The 13,741-nt window shown below is 46.8% G+C and carries 22 protein-coding genes; 7 read left to right on the top strand and 15 right to left on the bottom strand.

Annotated elements, in window-relative coordinates:
• Positions 1-135: 135 nt before the first annotated feature.
• Both RNAN_RS08500 and RNAN_RS08505 read left to right on the top strand, forming a co-directional pair.
• Positions 136-579, top strand: a complete 444-nt coding sequence (locus tag RNAN_RS08500) for an SRPBCC family protein (RefSeq protein WP_008220768.1) — start codon at positions 136-138, stop codon at positions 577-579.
• On the top strand, positions 579-896 hold the full coding sequence (locus RNAN_RS08505; protein ID WP_008220770.1) for an ArsR/SmtB family transcription factor: 318 nt from the start codon (positions 579-581) through the stop codon (positions 894-896). The genes RNAN_RS08500 and RNAN_RS08505 overlap by 1 nt, the downstream gene beginning before the upstream one ends.
• 37 nt (positions 897-933) lie before the next feature.
• Here the strand turns inward: RNAN_RS08505 and RNAN_RS08510 are convergent, their stop codons facing one another.
• The 13 genes from RNAN_RS08510 to RNAN_RS18670 all read right to left on the bottom strand — a co-directional run bounded on the left by RNAN_RS08510 (position 934) and on the right by RNAN_RS18670 (position 7,504).
• Positions 934-1,284: a DUF2200 domain-containing protein gene (locus tag RNAN_RS08510; protein ID WP_008220773.1), complete on the bottom strand. Its 351-nt coding sequence runs from the start codon at positions 1,282-1,284 to the stop codon at positions 934-936.
• 60 nt (positions 1,285-1,344) lie between these two features.
• Positions 1,345-1,737 carry a hypothetical protein gene (locus tag RNAN_RS08515; RefSeq protein WP_008220775.1) on the bottom strand — a complete coding sequence of 131 codons (393 nt, stop codon included), beginning with the start codon at positions 1,735-1,737 and terminating at the stop codon, positions 1,345-1,347.
• A 6-nt stretch (positions 1,738-1,743) separates the two neighbouring features.
• Positions 1,744-2,064: a DUF5655 domain-containing protein gene (locus RNAN_RS08520; RefSeq protein ID WP_008220778.1), complete on the bottom strand. Its 321-nt coding sequence runs from the start codon at positions 2,062-2,064 to the stop codon at positions 1,744-1,746.
• 191 nt (positions 2,065-2,255) lie between these two features.
• The gene (locus RNAN_RS08525) at positions 2,256-3,020 is read right to left on the bottom strand and encodes a MipA/OmpV family protein (RefSeq protein WP_008220779.1); all 765 of its coding nucleotides are present in this window, start codon (positions 3,018-3,020) and stop codon (positions 2,256-2,258) included.
• A gap of 81 nt (positions 3,021-3,101) precedes the next feature.
• On the bottom strand, positions 3,102-3,473 hold the full coding sequence (locus RNAN_RS08530) for a PH domain-containing protein (protein ID WP_008220781.1): 372 nt from the start codon (positions 3,471-3,473) through the stop codon (positions 3,102-3,104).
• A 33-nt stretch (positions 3,474-3,506) separates the two neighbouring features.
• A complete protein-coding gene (locus tag RNAN_RS08535) occupies positions 3,507-3,809 on the bottom strand; it encodes a type II toxin-antitoxin system RelE/ParE family toxin (protein ID WP_008220783.1) in 303 nt (100 codons plus the stop codon).
• The gene (locus RNAN_RS08540) at positions 3,797-4,054 is read right to left on the bottom strand and encodes a type II toxin-antitoxin system Phd/YefM family antitoxin (RefSeq protein WP_008220785.1); all 258 of its coding nucleotides are present in this window, start codon (positions 4,052-4,054) and stop codon (positions 3,797-3,799) included. The genes RNAN_RS08535 and RNAN_RS08540 overlap by 13 nt, the downstream gene beginning before the upstream one ends.
• A 154-nt stretch (positions 4,055-4,208) precedes the next feature.
• Positions 4,209-4,574 (bottom strand): DoxX family protein, encoded by a 366-nt coding sequence (locus RNAN_RS08545; protein WP_008220787.1) that lies wholly within the window; start codon positions 4,572-4,574, stop codon positions 4,209-4,211.
• Positions 4,575-4,612: 38 nt separating this feature from the next.
• Positions 4,613-5,038 (bottom strand): hypothetical protein, encoded by a 426-nt coding sequence (locus RNAN_RS08550; protein WP_040551903.1) that lies wholly within the window; start codon positions 5,036-5,038, stop codon positions 4,613-4,615.
• A 20-nt stretch (positions 5,039-5,058) separates the two neighbouring features.
• The gene (locus tag RNAN_RS08555; RefSeq protein ID WP_040551904.1) at positions 5,059-5,445 is read right to left on the bottom strand and encodes a hypothetical protein; all 387 of its coding nucleotides are present in this window, start codon (positions 5,443-5,445) and stop codon (positions 5,059-5,061) included.
• A gap of 63 nt (positions 5,446-5,508) precedes the next feature.
• On the bottom strand, positions 5,509-6,141 hold the full coding sequence (locus tag RNAN_RS08560; protein WP_040551905.1) for a hypothetical protein: 633 nt from the start codon (positions 6,139-6,141) through the stop codon (positions 5,509-5,511).
• A gap of 104 nt (positions 6,142-6,245) precedes the next feature.
• Complete coding sequence (locus RNAN_RS18665; protein ID WP_052027273.1) at positions 6,246-6,590, bottom strand: zinc ribbon domain-containing protein; 345 nt, start codon at positions 6,588-6,590, stop codon at positions 6,246-6,248.
• Positions 6,591-6,925: 335 nt separating this feature from the next.
• A complete protein-coding gene (locus RNAN_RS18670) occupies positions 6,926-7,504 on the bottom strand; it encodes a hypothetical protein (RefSeq protein WP_052027274.1) in 579 nt (192 codons plus the stop codon).
• Between the two features lie 217 nt (positions 7,505-7,721).
• On the opposite strand from RNAN_RS18670, the gene RNAN_RS19230 reads away from it, so the two are divergent.
• The 5 genes from RNAN_RS19230 to RNAN_RS08595 all read left to right on the top strand — a co-directional run bounded on the left by RNAN_RS19230 (position 7,722) and on the right by RNAN_RS08595 (position 10,876).
• Positions 7,722-7,868, top strand: a complete 147-nt coding sequence (locus tag RNAN_RS19230; protein ID WP_008220791.1) for a hypothetical protein — start codon at positions 7,722-7,724, stop codon at positions 7,866-7,868.
• A gap of 11 nt (positions 7,869-7,879) precedes the next feature.
• The gene (locus RNAN_RS08580; protein ID WP_008220793.1) at positions 7,880-8,278 is read left to right on the top strand and encodes a type II toxin-antitoxin system YafO family toxin; all 399 of its coding nucleotides are present in this window, start codon (positions 7,880-7,882) and stop codon (positions 8,276-8,278) included.
• Positions 8,278-8,583, top strand: coding sequence for a hypothetical protein (locus tag RNAN_RS18675; RefSeq protein WP_008220795.1), 306 nt, complete (start codon positions 8,278-8,280; stop codon positions 8,581-8,583). Before RNAN_RS08580 ends, RNAN_RS18675 begins: the two co-directional genes overlap by 1 nt.
• Positions 8,584-8,698: 115 nt before the next feature.
• The gene (locus RNAN_RS08590) at positions 8,699-9,160 is read left to right on the top strand and encodes a hypothetical protein (RefSeq protein ID WP_148275689.1); all 462 of its coding nucleotides are present in this window, start codon (positions 8,699-8,701) and stop codon (positions 9,158-9,160) included.
• 294 nt (positions 9,161-9,454) lie between these two features.
• Entirely contained in the window at positions 9,455-10,876 is a 1,422-nt protein-coding gene (locus RNAN_RS08595; protein WP_008220802.1) for a DNA cytosine methyltransferase, read from the top strand.
• Positions 10,877-10,884: 8 nt separating this feature from the next.
• Here the strand turns inward: RNAN_RS08595 and RNAN_RS08600 are convergent, their stop codons facing one another.
• Both RNAN_RS08600 and RNAN_RS08605 read right to left on the bottom strand, forming a co-directional pair.
• Positions 10,885-11,637, bottom strand: coding sequence for a TdeIII family type II restriction endonuclease (locus RNAN_RS08600; protein ID WP_008220808.1), 753 nt, complete (start codon positions 11,635-11,637; stop codon positions 10,885-10,887).
• 235 nt (positions 11,638-11,872) lie between these two features.
• Entirely contained in the window at positions 11,873-13,741 is a 1,869-nt protein-coding gene (locus RNAN_RS08605; RefSeq protein ID WP_008220811.1) for a glycoside hydrolase family 13 protein, read from the bottom strand.

The following is a 13,741-nucleotide window of genomic DNA, read 5'->3' on the forward strand; positions in this document are numbered from 1 at the left end:
AAGTATTCGACATAGCAATACAACATTGGCAGTAAATAGTGCCGACACCAAATATGCAACCATATGGTTGCATATTTGGTTGTGCTGTGCTTTTATTAAACTGTGGTGAAGATAAACTCAAGCACGGAGCAACTTATGCAAAATATTATTCAGCGCGAACTGACGATTAATGCCAGCGCAGAGCGCATATACAATGCCATCGCCGCGCCGGAGCAGGTGGTAAAGTGGTTTCCTGATACCGTCAGCGGCGACTATCGCCAGGGCGCGCAAGCGCTATTCAGCTTTGGTAGCGAACATCAAAGCAGTGTCTATATTGAAGCCGCCAGGCCGCACCATTATTTTGCCTACCGCTGGGTGCCGGGCGGCAATAATTTCACCGGCGACGTGCTAAGTGTGCCTAACACTCTGGTGGAATTTCGTATTACCGAGCTTGAGCCTGGCCGGTGTCGGGTCAGCTTAACCGAGACCGGCTTTGCTGACTTACCGGCGGAAATTGCCGCCAGCAGCTTGCAACAAAACAGCAACGGCTGGGATTTTATGCTGGGCCGGCTGCAGCAATATTTTAATGCGGAGGCCTGATGAACCAGACTGCTGCAGCACAGCTGTTTAAAGCACTGGGCGATCCGCTGCGGCTGCAGATCGTGCAGCGTTTATCGCATGGTGCGGCGCTCTGTCTTGGCGAGCTGTCTAAAGATCTGGGCATCAGCCGCCAGGGCGCGCGTAAGCAAATTCAGGCACTGGTGTCGGCTAACATAGTACAGCTGCACCCGGCCGGGCGTGAAGTAAAAGTGCAGCTTGATGCTACTGCGCTGGCGCAGGGCCGGGCTTTTATCGCCCGTCTTGAAGCGCAGTGGGACCAGCGGCTACAGGCATTAAAGCAATTTACCGAGCAGTGACTACCGGGCTTAAACCGCGCTGACAAACAGTGTGCTGTTACTGCCGCAGTATCTTTGCCAGCGCTTTGCCTTTAGCCAGCTCGTCTATCAGCTTGTCTAAATAGCGTATTTTTTGCATTAGCGGGTCGGTAACGTTTTCTACCCGCACACCGCAAACGACGCCTTTAATTAGCACACAGTTCGGGTGCATGGCCGGGGCCTGCGAAAAAAAGGTAGCAAAGTCATGTTGTTGCTCAATTTGTTGCTGCAGTTCCGCCTGGCTGTAACCGGTAAGCCAGCAGATAATCTGATCCACTTCGTCTTTAGTGCGGTTTTTGCGCTCAGCCTTTTGCAGATACAGCGGGTAAACTTTGGCAAAAGGCATGCTGAAAATGCGGTGTTCGGTCATGGAGGTTGTCCTTCCAGGGTAGTTGTGACCAGGATAGTTGCGACGGTTATTCAGCCATTTCTACACTAGAGTAGCGTACAACAACGTAACACTCAGCGGCAGTGCCAGCACTGCAAACAGCCACACCCGTTTGGTAAGTGGCGGCAGCACTGCTTGCGCAAAGCGCTGGTGCCAACGCCACGGCACTAGCAGCAAAATGATACTGGTGGCAACAATCAGCCAACCAAACAGTATAAACAGGTTTGAAAACCGCATATCTGGCGCAGCTATTACCATAGCCGTGCCAACAATAAGCCGCAGGCTTATCTCGCTATAGTGGGCCAGGGCAGAGCTGGCAAAGCCATTTAAAAAGCGCACCGCCAGCCGTGGCCTGAAGGCAGCCATACCGGCAAGGCCAAGCAGAAATAGCGCTGCTAAAAACACAATCGCCAGGGCGGTTTGTTCTGGTTGCATAGGCGACTACCCCAGCGAAAATGTATAGGCTTCTGTCAGCAGCGGTTCAAATTGTTTAACTTCAGCCAGGCTGGTAATTTTCACCACATGGCTAACCTGCTTGCTGTCGGCAACAATTTTAATAAACGCCGGGTTATCCACTCTGCGGCCAAGATGTATCACCAGCCGCACCGCGTCTTGCATAATAGACAAATCAACAAAAATGCGGCGGCTGCGAAACAGCACATAGCGGTCGCGGGCTACGGTTTCTACCTTGCCAAGGTTATTAATAAAGCTTTCGATAGCGCGGTAAACCTCAATAACCGCTGGCGGCCTGTCGCGCAGCACATCGGCACTATTACCCGTGCCACAAGCATGGCGCTGATTTTTGCGGCTAAACTAGCGCTGGCACTTCGGGCATTGCCACAGTGTTGGGTTCATTTGAGACTCACATGCAAAGTTTTGGCTGGTTCGAGTGTAGCGTAATAAATTAATTAGCTACGACCTCTTTTTCCGCTGCTATCAGGTGGGAGAGTTACTTAGAAAAACTTCGACCAGGCTAAAAAGGCGGAAACGCCGCTGTCACGGTCAGTCAGCGGGCTGTTGGCAATACTGGTGTCATACCAATGATACTCAATACCCAGCCGGGTCAAGCCACCAAAAAATACCGGTGTGCTAAGCGCTACGCCGGTGTGGTAGTTCACCGCAGCACCGGCGCGATAAGCCGGTCTGTCAGCCGTAGCCTCGCTCTGGCGCACGCCGTAATAATAATCTACCAGCTTGCTGGATGAGTAACTTACGCCCACTTCCGGGCTAACCTGCAAGGGGCCAAAGCGCAGGCCGTAGCTGAATTTAAGCTTGGCCTCCTGGCCGTTAGAGTTACCCAGCACATCGCTTAGCACTTCGGTATCCAGTGTCCAGTTATCGATGCGGTATTGCAGGCCAAGGCCGGCATCCAGCGAGCTTTTGCGCTTCATACCGACAAACACATCACTGTCGCCGTCGTCATAACCGGCAAAACGCGGGGCTAATTTGGCGCTTAGGCTAACGTCATTCGCTTTGGCCAGCTCGTAGCTAACAAAAGGGCCGTATACCGACAGCTTGTCGCCGCGATACCCTACCAGTGGCAGCGGGATCACCCGGCGTTTATAGCCGCGGTAAATCTCCTGGTTTACCCCAACGCCAATGCCATATAAAAAGCCTTGCGATGGCTGGTGACTGCGGTTTTGTTCAGCATTCGCCGCGGTGCTTATCAGCGGCAGGCTACAAACAGCGACAAGTGCAAGTGGGCGTAACACAGACATAAGTTCCCCTTTATTTAGTCAGGTCCAGGCTGCAAGTGTGCCATGGCAGTAGCCTGTTTACTGTGACAAAGGGTAAACCGATCAATTAAGCGCGTGCTGCGAGATATGCCTGGAAATCTCCACAATGGCGGTTTTACCGCTGAACTCAAAGCGCACTTTGCCCAGTGATGAAAAGTACAGCTCCAGCTCTGAGTCGAGATCAAAGGTGCCGGAGGTTTCTACCGAGTAAGCGACAATGTTTTTATACGGCATAGAGGTGAAGTCTTTTTTGCTGCCGGTCAGCCCTTGCACGTTCAGTGCAATAATGCGCTTACTGGTAAACACCACGCCATCACGTAGCGAGCTGTAACTGTCGATAACCTGCTCGTTTGGCAGTAACAGCGCCGCCACTTTGTCGGCATAGTCTGGGTTTTGTTTTAGCTTAAACACGGTCTTGTTATCAAAGTCGATCATGGCTGTTCCTTTATCTTTTCATTCGGTAGGTTGCTAGCGGTTTTCCAGCATGAAGCTACGAAGCTGGCGCTCCTCCCGCATAACAAATAGCACAAACACCTGCTGGGCTTCCTGACGATAAAAAATGCGACAGGGCGGCACCACTACTTCCCGATATACTGAATCAGGCAGCTCGGGCGGTATGCGGCCCGAGGCAGGGAAAGATTCCAAACGCTCTATCTTGTTGAAAACGTCTTGCACCAGATCACGTGCGGCAGCGGCATTATCCAAAGCAATGTATTCCGCAATGGCGTCCAGTTGTTGCAGCGCCGGCTCCGTCCAGATTACTTCAGCCATTTACGCATTTTCTCTTGCGCTTCAGTTTGGCTGTAGGTTTTGGCTTCAAGTACCGCACGCTCGCCACGGGCAAGCCCTTCAAGCAGCACCAGGCGACGCTGCATAAATTCATAGTCCTGCACGTCAACCAGGTAGGCCGACGGCTGGCCATGCTCTGTAATAAGCACCGGCTCTTTTGACACGTGCAAATCGGCCAGAATTTTGGTCGCCTGACGTTTTAGGTTAGTCACTAGCTCAACTTTCATAGGCTCACCTTAGATTAAACAGTAAGTGATACTATAGTGTCACTTTGTGGGCAAAGCAATTTAAGCCAGCGCTAGTTTGGGGTATTGAGAATAGCTCGCTGAAAGGTTCTGGGAAGACAAAGTGTTAGCCGTTCTTCTTAACGGCTTGTTTAGGCTAGTTTTTGGCAAGGAGCGCTGTTAATAACTGACGTATCTCGCTGCGGCCAGCCCAGGCGCGCCAGCATGTCGCCAGCGTTATCGCCGACGCAACAGTGAGCATTGGCCATTCTTTATGCATAAGGTGCGTTGCGACAGCGCCAAGCATAAGCGCGGTTAGGCATAAAGCCGCGCAGGACGACAAGCGAGGGATAAGTAGCCCGATAGCGCCAAGGCACTCAGCTACGCCAATAAAATACATAAATTCAATGGGGTAGCCCCAACGGGCAAAGGCTTCAAGTTCAAATGGCAACGATAGCAATTTCGCCGCGCCGGAGGCGAAGAAAATGAACGCGAGAATGTAGTTTAAAATACGAGTGGTCATTTATACCTCCGGGGCTTTGCGAGAAACTGGCCAAATTACTACGAACCCGAGCTTATTGCCTCGTTAAGGCTGATTTCACGTAATGTATTTAAATAATCTTGGGAAAAGTTCGCTTTTGGCAATATAACTTCTGTCCCACCACATACACCCGTTGTCCAATTATCTTTGGTGGTGAAGATCACATAGTGATAGCCAAGCATAAAGCTATTACCTTTGCATGTTCCATCATCTAATTGAGAAAAGACCAGAGATGTATTGCTCCCTTTTAATGTTTCTGAATTAGCTATTAGTACTTGCTGTAACTCATTGCCTTTGTCATCAACAAGTATTTCTAACCCAATAACCCGGCCATAATTTATGTTAGTAGCTTGAGCAAAGTACTCGGAAGGTTCAGCTTTTATACAGCTACATGCTAAAGCGTCATTCGCTACGAAAATTAATATCAAGATAATTAATTTATGCATCTAAAACACCATAAACACAATTAACAAACCAACGTTAAAAACAGAACAAGCAAGTAAGCCCATCCAAAAATGCCAACTATCCTTTGCATACCTGTAGCTGCCAGCCCGGCGTAGTGCTCAGAATATTCTGCAGCTATTTTGGGAAACAGCGCTACTGCAAAAGCGATCGAGGGGAATACAAAAAAGGAGCCGAATTTTCTATTATCCGCGCCAAACTCTTGCAAAGAATACAAATGTTCCCTACCAACTAGCAGAAAAAAACCGATATAAAGAATAAAGAACAAAGCGGCAAGCTTTTCAGGCAGTCCCCATTTGGCGCTATCAAAAGATTCATACTCACAGTAATGTCTTATACCAAAATAAATTGGCAAAGAAACCAGCACTGCAAGCTGAACTAAAGTTTCCATGATACCTGCTATCGCTTAACGCAGTCGCGAAAGGCGTATCTGCAGCCCGCGTTTGTTAGCTGCTTACTTAACACAGTTTTTAATGTGTCTGTAAATAGCAATCGATATAGCAACAGCGAATAGATTAACGCCAATTGCCCATGGTTGGTGATATTGAAAAACTACAAAATTAAAAACACTTCCTATAGTAGCAGCATATTCGAAGCCTGAATTGCTCGAAACCCAGACATTTAGAAATAGACCATTAGCAAATTGGTAGCCTAAAAGCGGCGACATAAAAATAGGAATCTGGATTTGCCAGAAGAGAAGGTTTTCTCTGAGCGTACCTACTGTTTTATTTTCAAAAAGTCTAACGGAAGTACAAATCCCCCAAATATAAACGCAAATAAAAGCTATATATATGAGATGGTTAATAATGCCAGATATGGATTGAAAATTTGAAGTGAACAAGGTTATACCAGTAAATGCCCCGCCTATCGTCACTACTGATATAAACCGAACAAACCACTTATTTATGGCTGCAACAGTATCGTCTGGAAGATTGTCGATGTCAGCTTCGCTAGGCAGGTTTGATTCTTTAATGTCGATTTCACGACAGATCGCTTCAAACCGTTCAGGATAAGCATCCTTATTGACATCATCTCTAACTTGGTACAATTCATTCAATGAATATTTTGAGTAGTCAATGTTTTCCAAACTTAAGGCTCTCTTGTGTTCATTTAGCAGCTAACGCCCCTCGCATGCGCGCGAACTTGTGAGGCCACGCAGTGGCCGATTGTGACTGCGCTTGTTATAGCATATCACCCCGTAAACAAATCCAGTGCTTTTTGGCCGTCACTGAGATCTCTCTTGTAAAACTCGGTAAATCCACATGACTTACAGCTTATGTAATAAAACCGAGTGTTGTTGAAGTTAAATAAGGCTGAGAAAAGGCCTCCTTTGCCACGAAACTGACCCACCTCAAAATCATGACAATTACACTTCATGCATTCAAATTTGAATTCTGATTTTTCAGACATGCTTAATGCTCTTTCAGCCTGCTGTTTCGCCGATAATCTTTCACCAGCAACACCACATTTCTGACACTCTAACTTATCAGCGGTGTTTGAGGCACCGCATGCAACACACTTCCAGAACTCACTCATGCTGATGCCTTATACGCTATAACGAGCCTGTAGAAAAACCTGCTGAGCACACTGCATTTCTACCCCGGGCCATTCTGTGTATTATTTGTTATCAACTCTGCAGGTTTCTGCTGGGAATTTCAAGACAGGATTCATTCTGATGTTAATTTGCTTATATAGTCGAGCTATTAACAAGTTTAACAGGCTCTCCACCTCGCTTTAGCGTACTTGGCCTTACCGGCTTACCTTCTCCAAATTATGCACTAGACAATACAACTGCCATTGGGTTTGTAGCTTGGTTTTGCTGCGTAAGCTAATATTTCCAGAGCAGCTTTACAGAGGATCTCTTAAGATTTTCATGTGTTGGAGTGGCGCATAACATTTTGGCCGTGAGTCCTGTCAACGTCTTCCAACAGTGGTAAGACACGAGCAACTGATTCCATAAATGAGGACGAGGTATTGTGAGATATCAGCTCTTCATCAGAATGAGCTATTTTGTTTCTTAAATATGATAGCTCCAAAATAACGTTTGCTATTTCTGACGATATTTTTCCTGATTTAGCAAGTTCTCTTACGATGTGTCCCGTGCTGAGGTTGCCTCGCTGCCCACTTGACAGTTCTCGCAGCTTTAACTCTAAATCACGCCAAGACCCAAGTATTTCGGCCGATGGGTCTAAGCGTAAACGAGTATGAGAGAAGCGTATATCGGTGTCTTCAATTTCAGTCTGCTCTGATTTTATTGGATCAGGCAAATCTCGTTCCGCTGCGGCTAAGATATTCTGCGCTTCCTTTTCAAATTCTAACTCTAAGTCTTTATATTTGAGCTTTTTCAGCGTGGATATCAGTTCCAGTACAGGAGATCGCAACATAATCACTATAACGATGGTTGTGATTGGCCACGCCAGAACTTCAAATATTCGTACTAAATTTTCCATAGTTACTCAGTCGCCAGCGTGCTTATACATGTGTTAAGCGGTTAATCTAGTTCATTAAATCTATTCCGGCAATCGATAACTCCGCATTGCTGATGAATGCTCAGCTCCGATGCAACGGGTTATATAAGTTGCCAGCCTTAAAGCTTAGCATTATTTTGTTTATTTAATGTTTAAAATAAGTGTATTATTTGGTGCTTTAAACGACAGGAAAGTCCTTATGAGCACAAAATCCGCAAAACAAAAGCCTGCTGCAAGCCGCAAATTTATTCCCAGTCCGGTGTCTGAAAAGAGAGTTAAAGACAGCTTCGAGCGTGTTAAACAGACTCCGAATGACAAAGCACCGGTTTTTGTTGAAGTTAAGTAGGGGGCTGCTCAGTGATTACTCCGAAGAAAGTGCGCGTCTTTGTACGTGATGTACTGAATAATGAGCGAAAGCACAATCAGGATCTTGACCTACTGATCCGGGATTTTAAACGCTACAAAGAGGGTGAGCGGGTAAATTATTTTGGTAAAGATGTGCCGTATCATGAGCCCAGGCCCTATGCTGAAAATGCCGGTTTACGGCATGTTCATATTTTGGACCGGGTGAAAGTAGTAAGGTTTGGTGCTGGCAACACCAGTGATGCTGCGTTGATATACACCGAAGGTGCTACCAGCATCAATACCTATTATCTGATAGACTTTATCCCGTCCGGTGCCCATGCCGAAGCCAACAAGGCAGAGTACATGAGCTGGCTTATCAATACCGCCGAAGCTTTCAGGAATAAGATGTGATGCAAAAAACTAAACTTGCCGTTAATTGGATTGAAGATAAACAGCCTGTACAGCAAGGCACGTATTTCGCTGCTGTGCGCTATCAAACCGGCTTTGGCGCTTATGAAGTTATCGCATGGGATGGCGAGCAGTGGCAGTTAGATGCGTCAGTCCGCGTGGTTGGCTGGATAGCGTTTGATGATTTTCTGAAAAATCTGGATATCAACTGGCCGGTATCAGATCAAAAAGCAGATGCGGCTTTTAAAGCTCAGTACGAAGCCAACAAAGATAACTTTAAGCCAGATGAATTTGTTGAGGTGGAGTAACACTGGTTGGACTAAGCAACTGCGATTGCTTTCGTTGTTTACCCTGTCTGCCTGTAATTCACACGCGCAGCCAACAGTTACAGCCTGGCCTGCATTTAACTGCAACAGTAATGCTGTGGTTATCACTTTTGTGGAGCTGCGTATTTGTACCAGCGCCGCAACTTACAGCAAGGTTGAAGTGCTGGCGGGCGCAACCCCAACCATCGTGTTTGAACAAGGCGATAAGCGCTTTGATGCGCTAAGTTATGAGTCAGCGGAAAAAGCATTGTCTGGTTTGCCAGCGCGCTTAGAAGCCGAAAATGCCCGCCAGGCATTAGATGCTTTGTTTTACTGGCGTGACAGTTCAAATCTGACGCCTCAACAGCAAGCCTTACTGCAGGTGTTTGGTATCGAGACTGAAACCCAGCTAATGCAGTTTACCAATGGCAATGTGACAGCTTATGTGCGGGTAAACGAAGGCGCTGCTGACAATACAGTTTTTATTATCATTGATGGTAGCAACAACGTTTACCGCTTAATTGGTAACTTTAACGAAGCTGATGTGCAGCAGTGGCTTAGCTTTATCAACGTTAATTAGCTACGCCCCCTTTTTCTCGACCCCTTTTTCTTGTTAAACACTAGATCACCCGGAATTTTGCTACCTTTAGGTATTACCCACACTTGGCCTTCCAAAGCCTCTCAAATAGCTGAATTCAGCGTAGACAATATTTGATTCCACGATACCGATCTCGATACAGTTAACGCTTGCATTTGCGGCGGGTTTGGATCGCAGCGGAAACCCAGTCCGACAAAATGCGTTTGTTAGGGCTTGACATGTATATATGTACAGCTATCATGGTACGTGTTTAAGGTTTCGCAAAGGAAACTAGTAATGAGTACCGAAATCACCATCAAAGATGCCGCAAAACAATTAAATATTAGCGTTCAACGAGTTCGCACACTATGCCGAACATCTGAACTAGATGCTCGTAAAGTGGGAAATTCATGGATTATTGATAAGGATAGCTTAAACTCATATGGCTTGAAAACTGCTCATAAAATTGCCGAGGATCACCCCGCCTATAATGTAAACAAGCAGAAGCCTATCGCCCTTAGTTTCTTCTCTGGCGCAATGGGCCTTGATCTTGGCATTGAAAAAGCAGGTTTTGAAATACGCTTAGCATGTGAAATTGATAAATATTGTAGACAAACAATCGCACTCAATAAACCAAACGCCGCATTGCTTAGTGATATTAATCACTACGACGCAGGCGACATTCGTCAAGCGGCAGGTTTAACTGAAAAAGACGATATTGATTTGATCGTTGGAGGTCCTCCCTGTCAGGCTTTCAGTACCGCTGGCAAACGGAAGGGTTTTAATGACGATAGAGGAAACGTTTTTCTTAAATTTTTAGATCTCTGCTTGCAACTTAAACCTAAATATTTTGTGATAGAAAATGTTCGCGGCCTTCTTTCTTGTCCATTGGAGCATAGGCCACATTATAAAAGAGGTGAAGGGTATACTGAACTAGACGAAGATGAGCTGAAGGGTGGTGCTCTAAATTTCATATTAAAGCGACTGGAAAGCTCGGGATATGGGTTCTCGTTTAATCTATATAACGCTGCTAACTTTGGCACCCCTCAGATTAGGGAGCGTGTGATTATCATATGTTCGCGAGATAGAAAAAGACCTCCATATCTTGTTCCTACTCATTCTGAGCATGGTGAGCATGGGTTACCAAAATGGAACACTGTGAAACGCTGTATTTCTAAGCTGGATAAGCATGACCATTTGAATTTTCCAGAAAAAAGACTTAAGTACTACAAATTGCTCAAAGCAGGTGAAAATTGGAAAAGTCTACCAATAGATTTGCAAAAGGAGGCTATGGGTAAATCTTTTTATTCTGGTGGTGGTAAAACAGGTTTTCTTCGTCGATTAGCATGGAATAAGCCATCGCCTACTTTAGTAACTCACCCTGCTATGCCTGCAACAGATTTAGCTCACCCTGAAGAAGATAGGCCACTTTCAGTGCAAGAATACAAACGAATTCAAGAATTCCCAGACAAATGGCAACTAGCCGGGCCATTAATCCAACAATACAAACAAATTGGTAATGCAGTGCCTGTAGGCCTTGGCTACGCCGTTGGCAGCTTAATATTTCGGCTTTTAAGAGGCATTCAAGTGATACAGCCAGTAAACTTTAAATACTCACGCTACAAGAATACAGATGATATCGCGTGGAGAGCGGAATTTTCACAAAACCTTTCAAACTCCAGAAAATCTTCGAACTCAAATAAAAGAAAGGCTTTATAAAGCCTTTTTTAAAAATTTAGAAGCGTTTTTTTTGTTTGCTCTCCAACCTCTGAAAAAATGTCTAGCAGATCTTCATAAGCACCTTCTCCACCGATGAAGTTCCAATAATCTTCGCCAATAAGCACACACTCATCTTGGTGCATATCAAACATCTTCATGGGGAAGGAATGATTATAGTCTGCTCTATTTTTTCCGTTGGGATTATAGTAAAGCGCAAAAAAGGTATTGTAGTTAGTATTCTCAGCTTTAAGAAGTAGCATATCTTTTTTGGCTATTTCTGACTGATCCAAATTAGGTGTAACGGTTTTAATAGAAAAGAAGTACTCTTTATCTCCTTTCTTTAGCCAAAGATCAGAAATTACTCTTCTAATAACCGTATCACCTTTGTTAAAGGCCGACAAGGTTTGAATTTCCTTTGACCAATTTGGCCTCTGGTTGCCAGCCCGTAGCGCAGATGAAATTCTTTCCACCTCATCTACAGCGCCTTTGTATAAATTAAGAAGCGTTTCTTTTTGCCTTTTCGCCTCAAACCCATTTTCAATAGCAACCAATTCGGAAATTTTCTCAATTGGCCCTTGACCAAAGGATGTAGAAAATGATCTCTCGAACGAAGAAATACGAACAATATCCTCCGTCAAAAGGGCTTGGTGAAACGGTTTATGTGACTTTTCAGCCTCAATTTTCTTTTTGGTTCTATCAATTGCGCCTTTAACACATTGAGACAATATCTCTTTAATCTGCTCTCTTTTTTCTTGAATCAAACTACTCTCCAGCTTGTTTAGTTTTTAATACTCGGGGCCCTAACGCTTAGTAGTTTGGGACGTGCACGCTTTCATGCTGCGTGCGATCCTTTCTATCTAGCATTTACATTCCGCTAAACTAGCCAACATTTAGCCCTAAATCAACTACATGTTCTGTGCTGGGCCAGCGTGCGTGGGTGAAAGGGGGGCGAGTAAAAAAAACACCAGCGGCTTGCGCCGCTGCGTTTCGTGGGGGCTAACGAATATCCAGCACTAAGGTGCCGCGGGCTGGTACGGTAAGCTGCTTATCCAGCTTTATTGTTTTACCGCTAATCACCTCAGTGGCGGTTTTACCTTGTGGTAGCACCTCGTTAAAACGCGCCAAATTCAGCGTTACCGGCTGGGGTTGTTTATTCATTACCACCATCACCGTTTGCTGGTTATTGTAACGAAAGTAGGTGTAGGTGCCGTTATCGGGGGCGAAGTGCATTAGCTTACCGCTGTGAATGGCGCTGGCGCTTTTGCGCCAGTTCAGCAGGGTTTTTACCAGTTGCTGGGCGCTTTGCTGGGTGGCGTTTAAGCCCTGGCCGGTAAAGGCGTTTACCTTATCGCCAGCCCAGCCGCCGGGGAAATCGGCGCGTACTTTGCCGTCGTCGCGCACTTTGGGGCTTTGCATGGCAATTTCAGTGCCGTAAAACAGCTGTGGTATACCGCGCATGGTGGCCAGGTAGCTGATGGCCATGCGGTATAAATCCATATCTTCATTTAATAAGGAGAAAATGCGCGCGGTGTCGTGGTTACCTTCAAAAATCACCAGGTTAAACGGGTCGGCATAGACATGGTCGTTGCTGAGCATCTCATATAAGCCAATCCAGCCGCCGTTCCAGCTCTCCTCTGTAGTTAAGGCTTTTAGCAGGGCGTCGTACAGCGGAAAATCCAGCATGCTGGGCGTGTGCGACACATAGCCATCTTTATTTTGCTTGCCGCGCTGCCAGTACGATACGATAAGCGGGTTGGGGCTCCACTCTTCGCCGACAATATTAAAATTGGGGTACTCCAGCATCAGCCGGCGAGCCCACTCGGTTAAAAAGGCTTTGTCGGCATAGCTGTAGGTATCTTCGCGGATGCCGGATAAATTAGCGTACTCCACCCACCAGATACTGTTTTGAATCAGATAGGTTGCCAAAAGCGGATGGCGCTGGTTTAAATCCGGCATGGTGTCGACAAACCAGCCATCGGTAAACTGCGCGGTATCGACTTTACTGGCGTATGGATCCTGAATAGTACTGCGGTTATGGTTAGTGCCGACAAAGGCGCCGCCGGTTAAAAAGGCTTGGTTATTCAGCCAGTTGGTGTCTGGCAGGTCGCTTAGCCACCAGTGCTGATGGCCAATATGGTTCACAATAATATCCTGGATCACCTTAATACCCAGCTGATTGGCGCTGGCCACCAGCTCGCGGTACTGCGCATTGCTGCCAAAGCGCGCATCTACTTTGTATAAGTCGGTCGCGGCATAGCCGTGGTAGGAATAGGCACTTTGGTTGTTTTCGGTCAGCGGTGTGGGCCACATAGCAGTAAAACCCATCTCCGCCAAATAGGGCAGCGCCTGTGCCATACCGGCTAAATCGCCGCCGTGGCGGCCGCTGTCATCAGCACGATTAGCGCGCTCCAGCATCCCGGGCAGGGTGTCGTTTGTCGGGTCGCCGTTGGCAAAGCGGTCAGGTGTTAGCAGGTAAATCACATCAGAGGGTTGAAAGCCTTGGCGCTGCGCTGAGCCGGGGCGCCGTGCTAACAGCGGATACGCCAGGGTTTGCGTGTCAGCGCCGCATGTCAGTGTAATAGGCAGTTCGCCGGGGGCAATATCCGCAGCCAGCGTCAGGTTGATAAACAGGTAATTCGGGTTAGCGGTGGTGTTGGTGCCGCTAAGCACCGCGCCGGGATAGTTAAGGCTAACGCGGCAATCGGCCAGCTTATCGCCGTATAGCATCAATTGCAGCTGCGGGTGCTGCATGCCGGCCCACCAGTTAGCCGGCTCTAACCGTTCTATTTGGAAACTTTGTGCCACAGCATTGCTGCTGAGCAGGGCGCCGGCGGCGCCAAGCGCCAGTAAGGTTTTAGCGTACAT

Source organism: Rheinheimera nanhaiensis E407-8 (genome assembly GCF_000296695.1).
GTDB lineage: Bacteria > Pseudomonadota > Gammaproteobacteria > Enterobacterales > Alteromonadaceae > Alishewanella > Alishewanella nanhaiensis.

Coding starts and splice junctions, on each gene's coding strand:
- RNAN_RS08500 (WP_008220768.1), top strand. CDS start 136: ATGCAAAATATTATTCAGCGCGAACTGACGATTAATGCCAGCGCAGAG.
- RNAN_RS08505 (WP_008220770.1), top strand. CDS start 579: ATGAACCAGACTGCTGCAGCACAGCTGTTTAAAGCACTGGGCGATCCG.
- RNAN_RS08510 (WP_008220773.1), bottom strand. CDS start 1,284: ATGACCGAACACCGCATTTTCAGCATGCCTTTTGCCAAAGTTTACCCG.
- RNAN_RS08515 (WP_008220775.1), bottom strand. CDS start 1,737: ATGCAACCAGAACAAACCGCCCTGGCGATTGTGTTTTTAGCAGCGCTA.
- RNAN_RS08525 (WP_008220779.1), bottom strand. CDS start 3,020: ATGTCTGTGTTACGCCCACTTGCACTTGTCGCTGTTTGTAGCCTGCCG.
- RNAN_RS08530 (WP_008220781.1), bottom strand. CDS start 3,473: ATGATCGACTTTGATAACAAGACCGTGTTTAAGCTAAAACAAAACCCA.
- RNAN_RS08535 (WP_008220783.1), bottom strand. CDS start 3,809: ATGGCTGAAGTAATCTGGACGGAGCCGGCGCTGCAACAACTGGACGCC.
- RNAN_RS08540 (WP_008220785.1), bottom strand. CDS start 4,054: ATGAAAGTTGAGCTAGTGACTAACCTAAAACGTCAGGCGACCAAAATT.
- RNAN_RS08545 (WP_008220787.1), bottom strand. CDS start 4,574: ATGACCACTCGTATTTTAAACTACATTCTCGCGTTCATTTTCTTCGCC.
- RNAN_RS08550 (WP_040551903.1), bottom strand. CDS start 5,038: ATGCATAAATTAATTATCTTGATATTAATTTTCGTAGCGAATGACGCT.
- RNAN_RS08555 (WP_040551904.1), bottom strand. CDS start 5,445: ATGGAAACTTTAGTTCAGCTTGCAGTGCTGGTTTCTTTGCCAATTTAT.
- RNAN_RS18665 (WP_052027273.1), bottom strand. CDS start 6,590: ATGAGTGAGTTCTGGAAGTGTGTTGCATGCGGTGCCTCAAACACCGCT.
- RNAN_RS18670 (WP_052027274.1), bottom strand. CDS start 7,504: ATGGAAAATTTAGTACGAATATTTGAAGTTCTGGCGTGGCCAATCACA.
- RNAN_RS19230 (WP_008220791.1), top strand. CDS start 7,722: ATGAGCACAAAATCCGCAAAACAAAAGCCTGCTGCAAGCCGCAAATTT.
- RNAN_RS18675 (WP_008220795.1), top strand. CDS start 8,278: ATGCAAAAAACTAAACTTGCCGTTAATTGGATTGAAGATAAACAGCCT.
- RNAN_RS08595 (WP_008220802.1), top strand. CDS start 9,455: ATGAGTACCGAAATCACCATCAAAGATGCCGCAAAACAATTAAATATT.
- RNAN_RS08605 (WP_008220811.1), bottom strand. CDS start 13,741: ATGTACGCTAAAACCTTACTGGCGCTTGGCGCCGCCGGCGCCCTGCTC.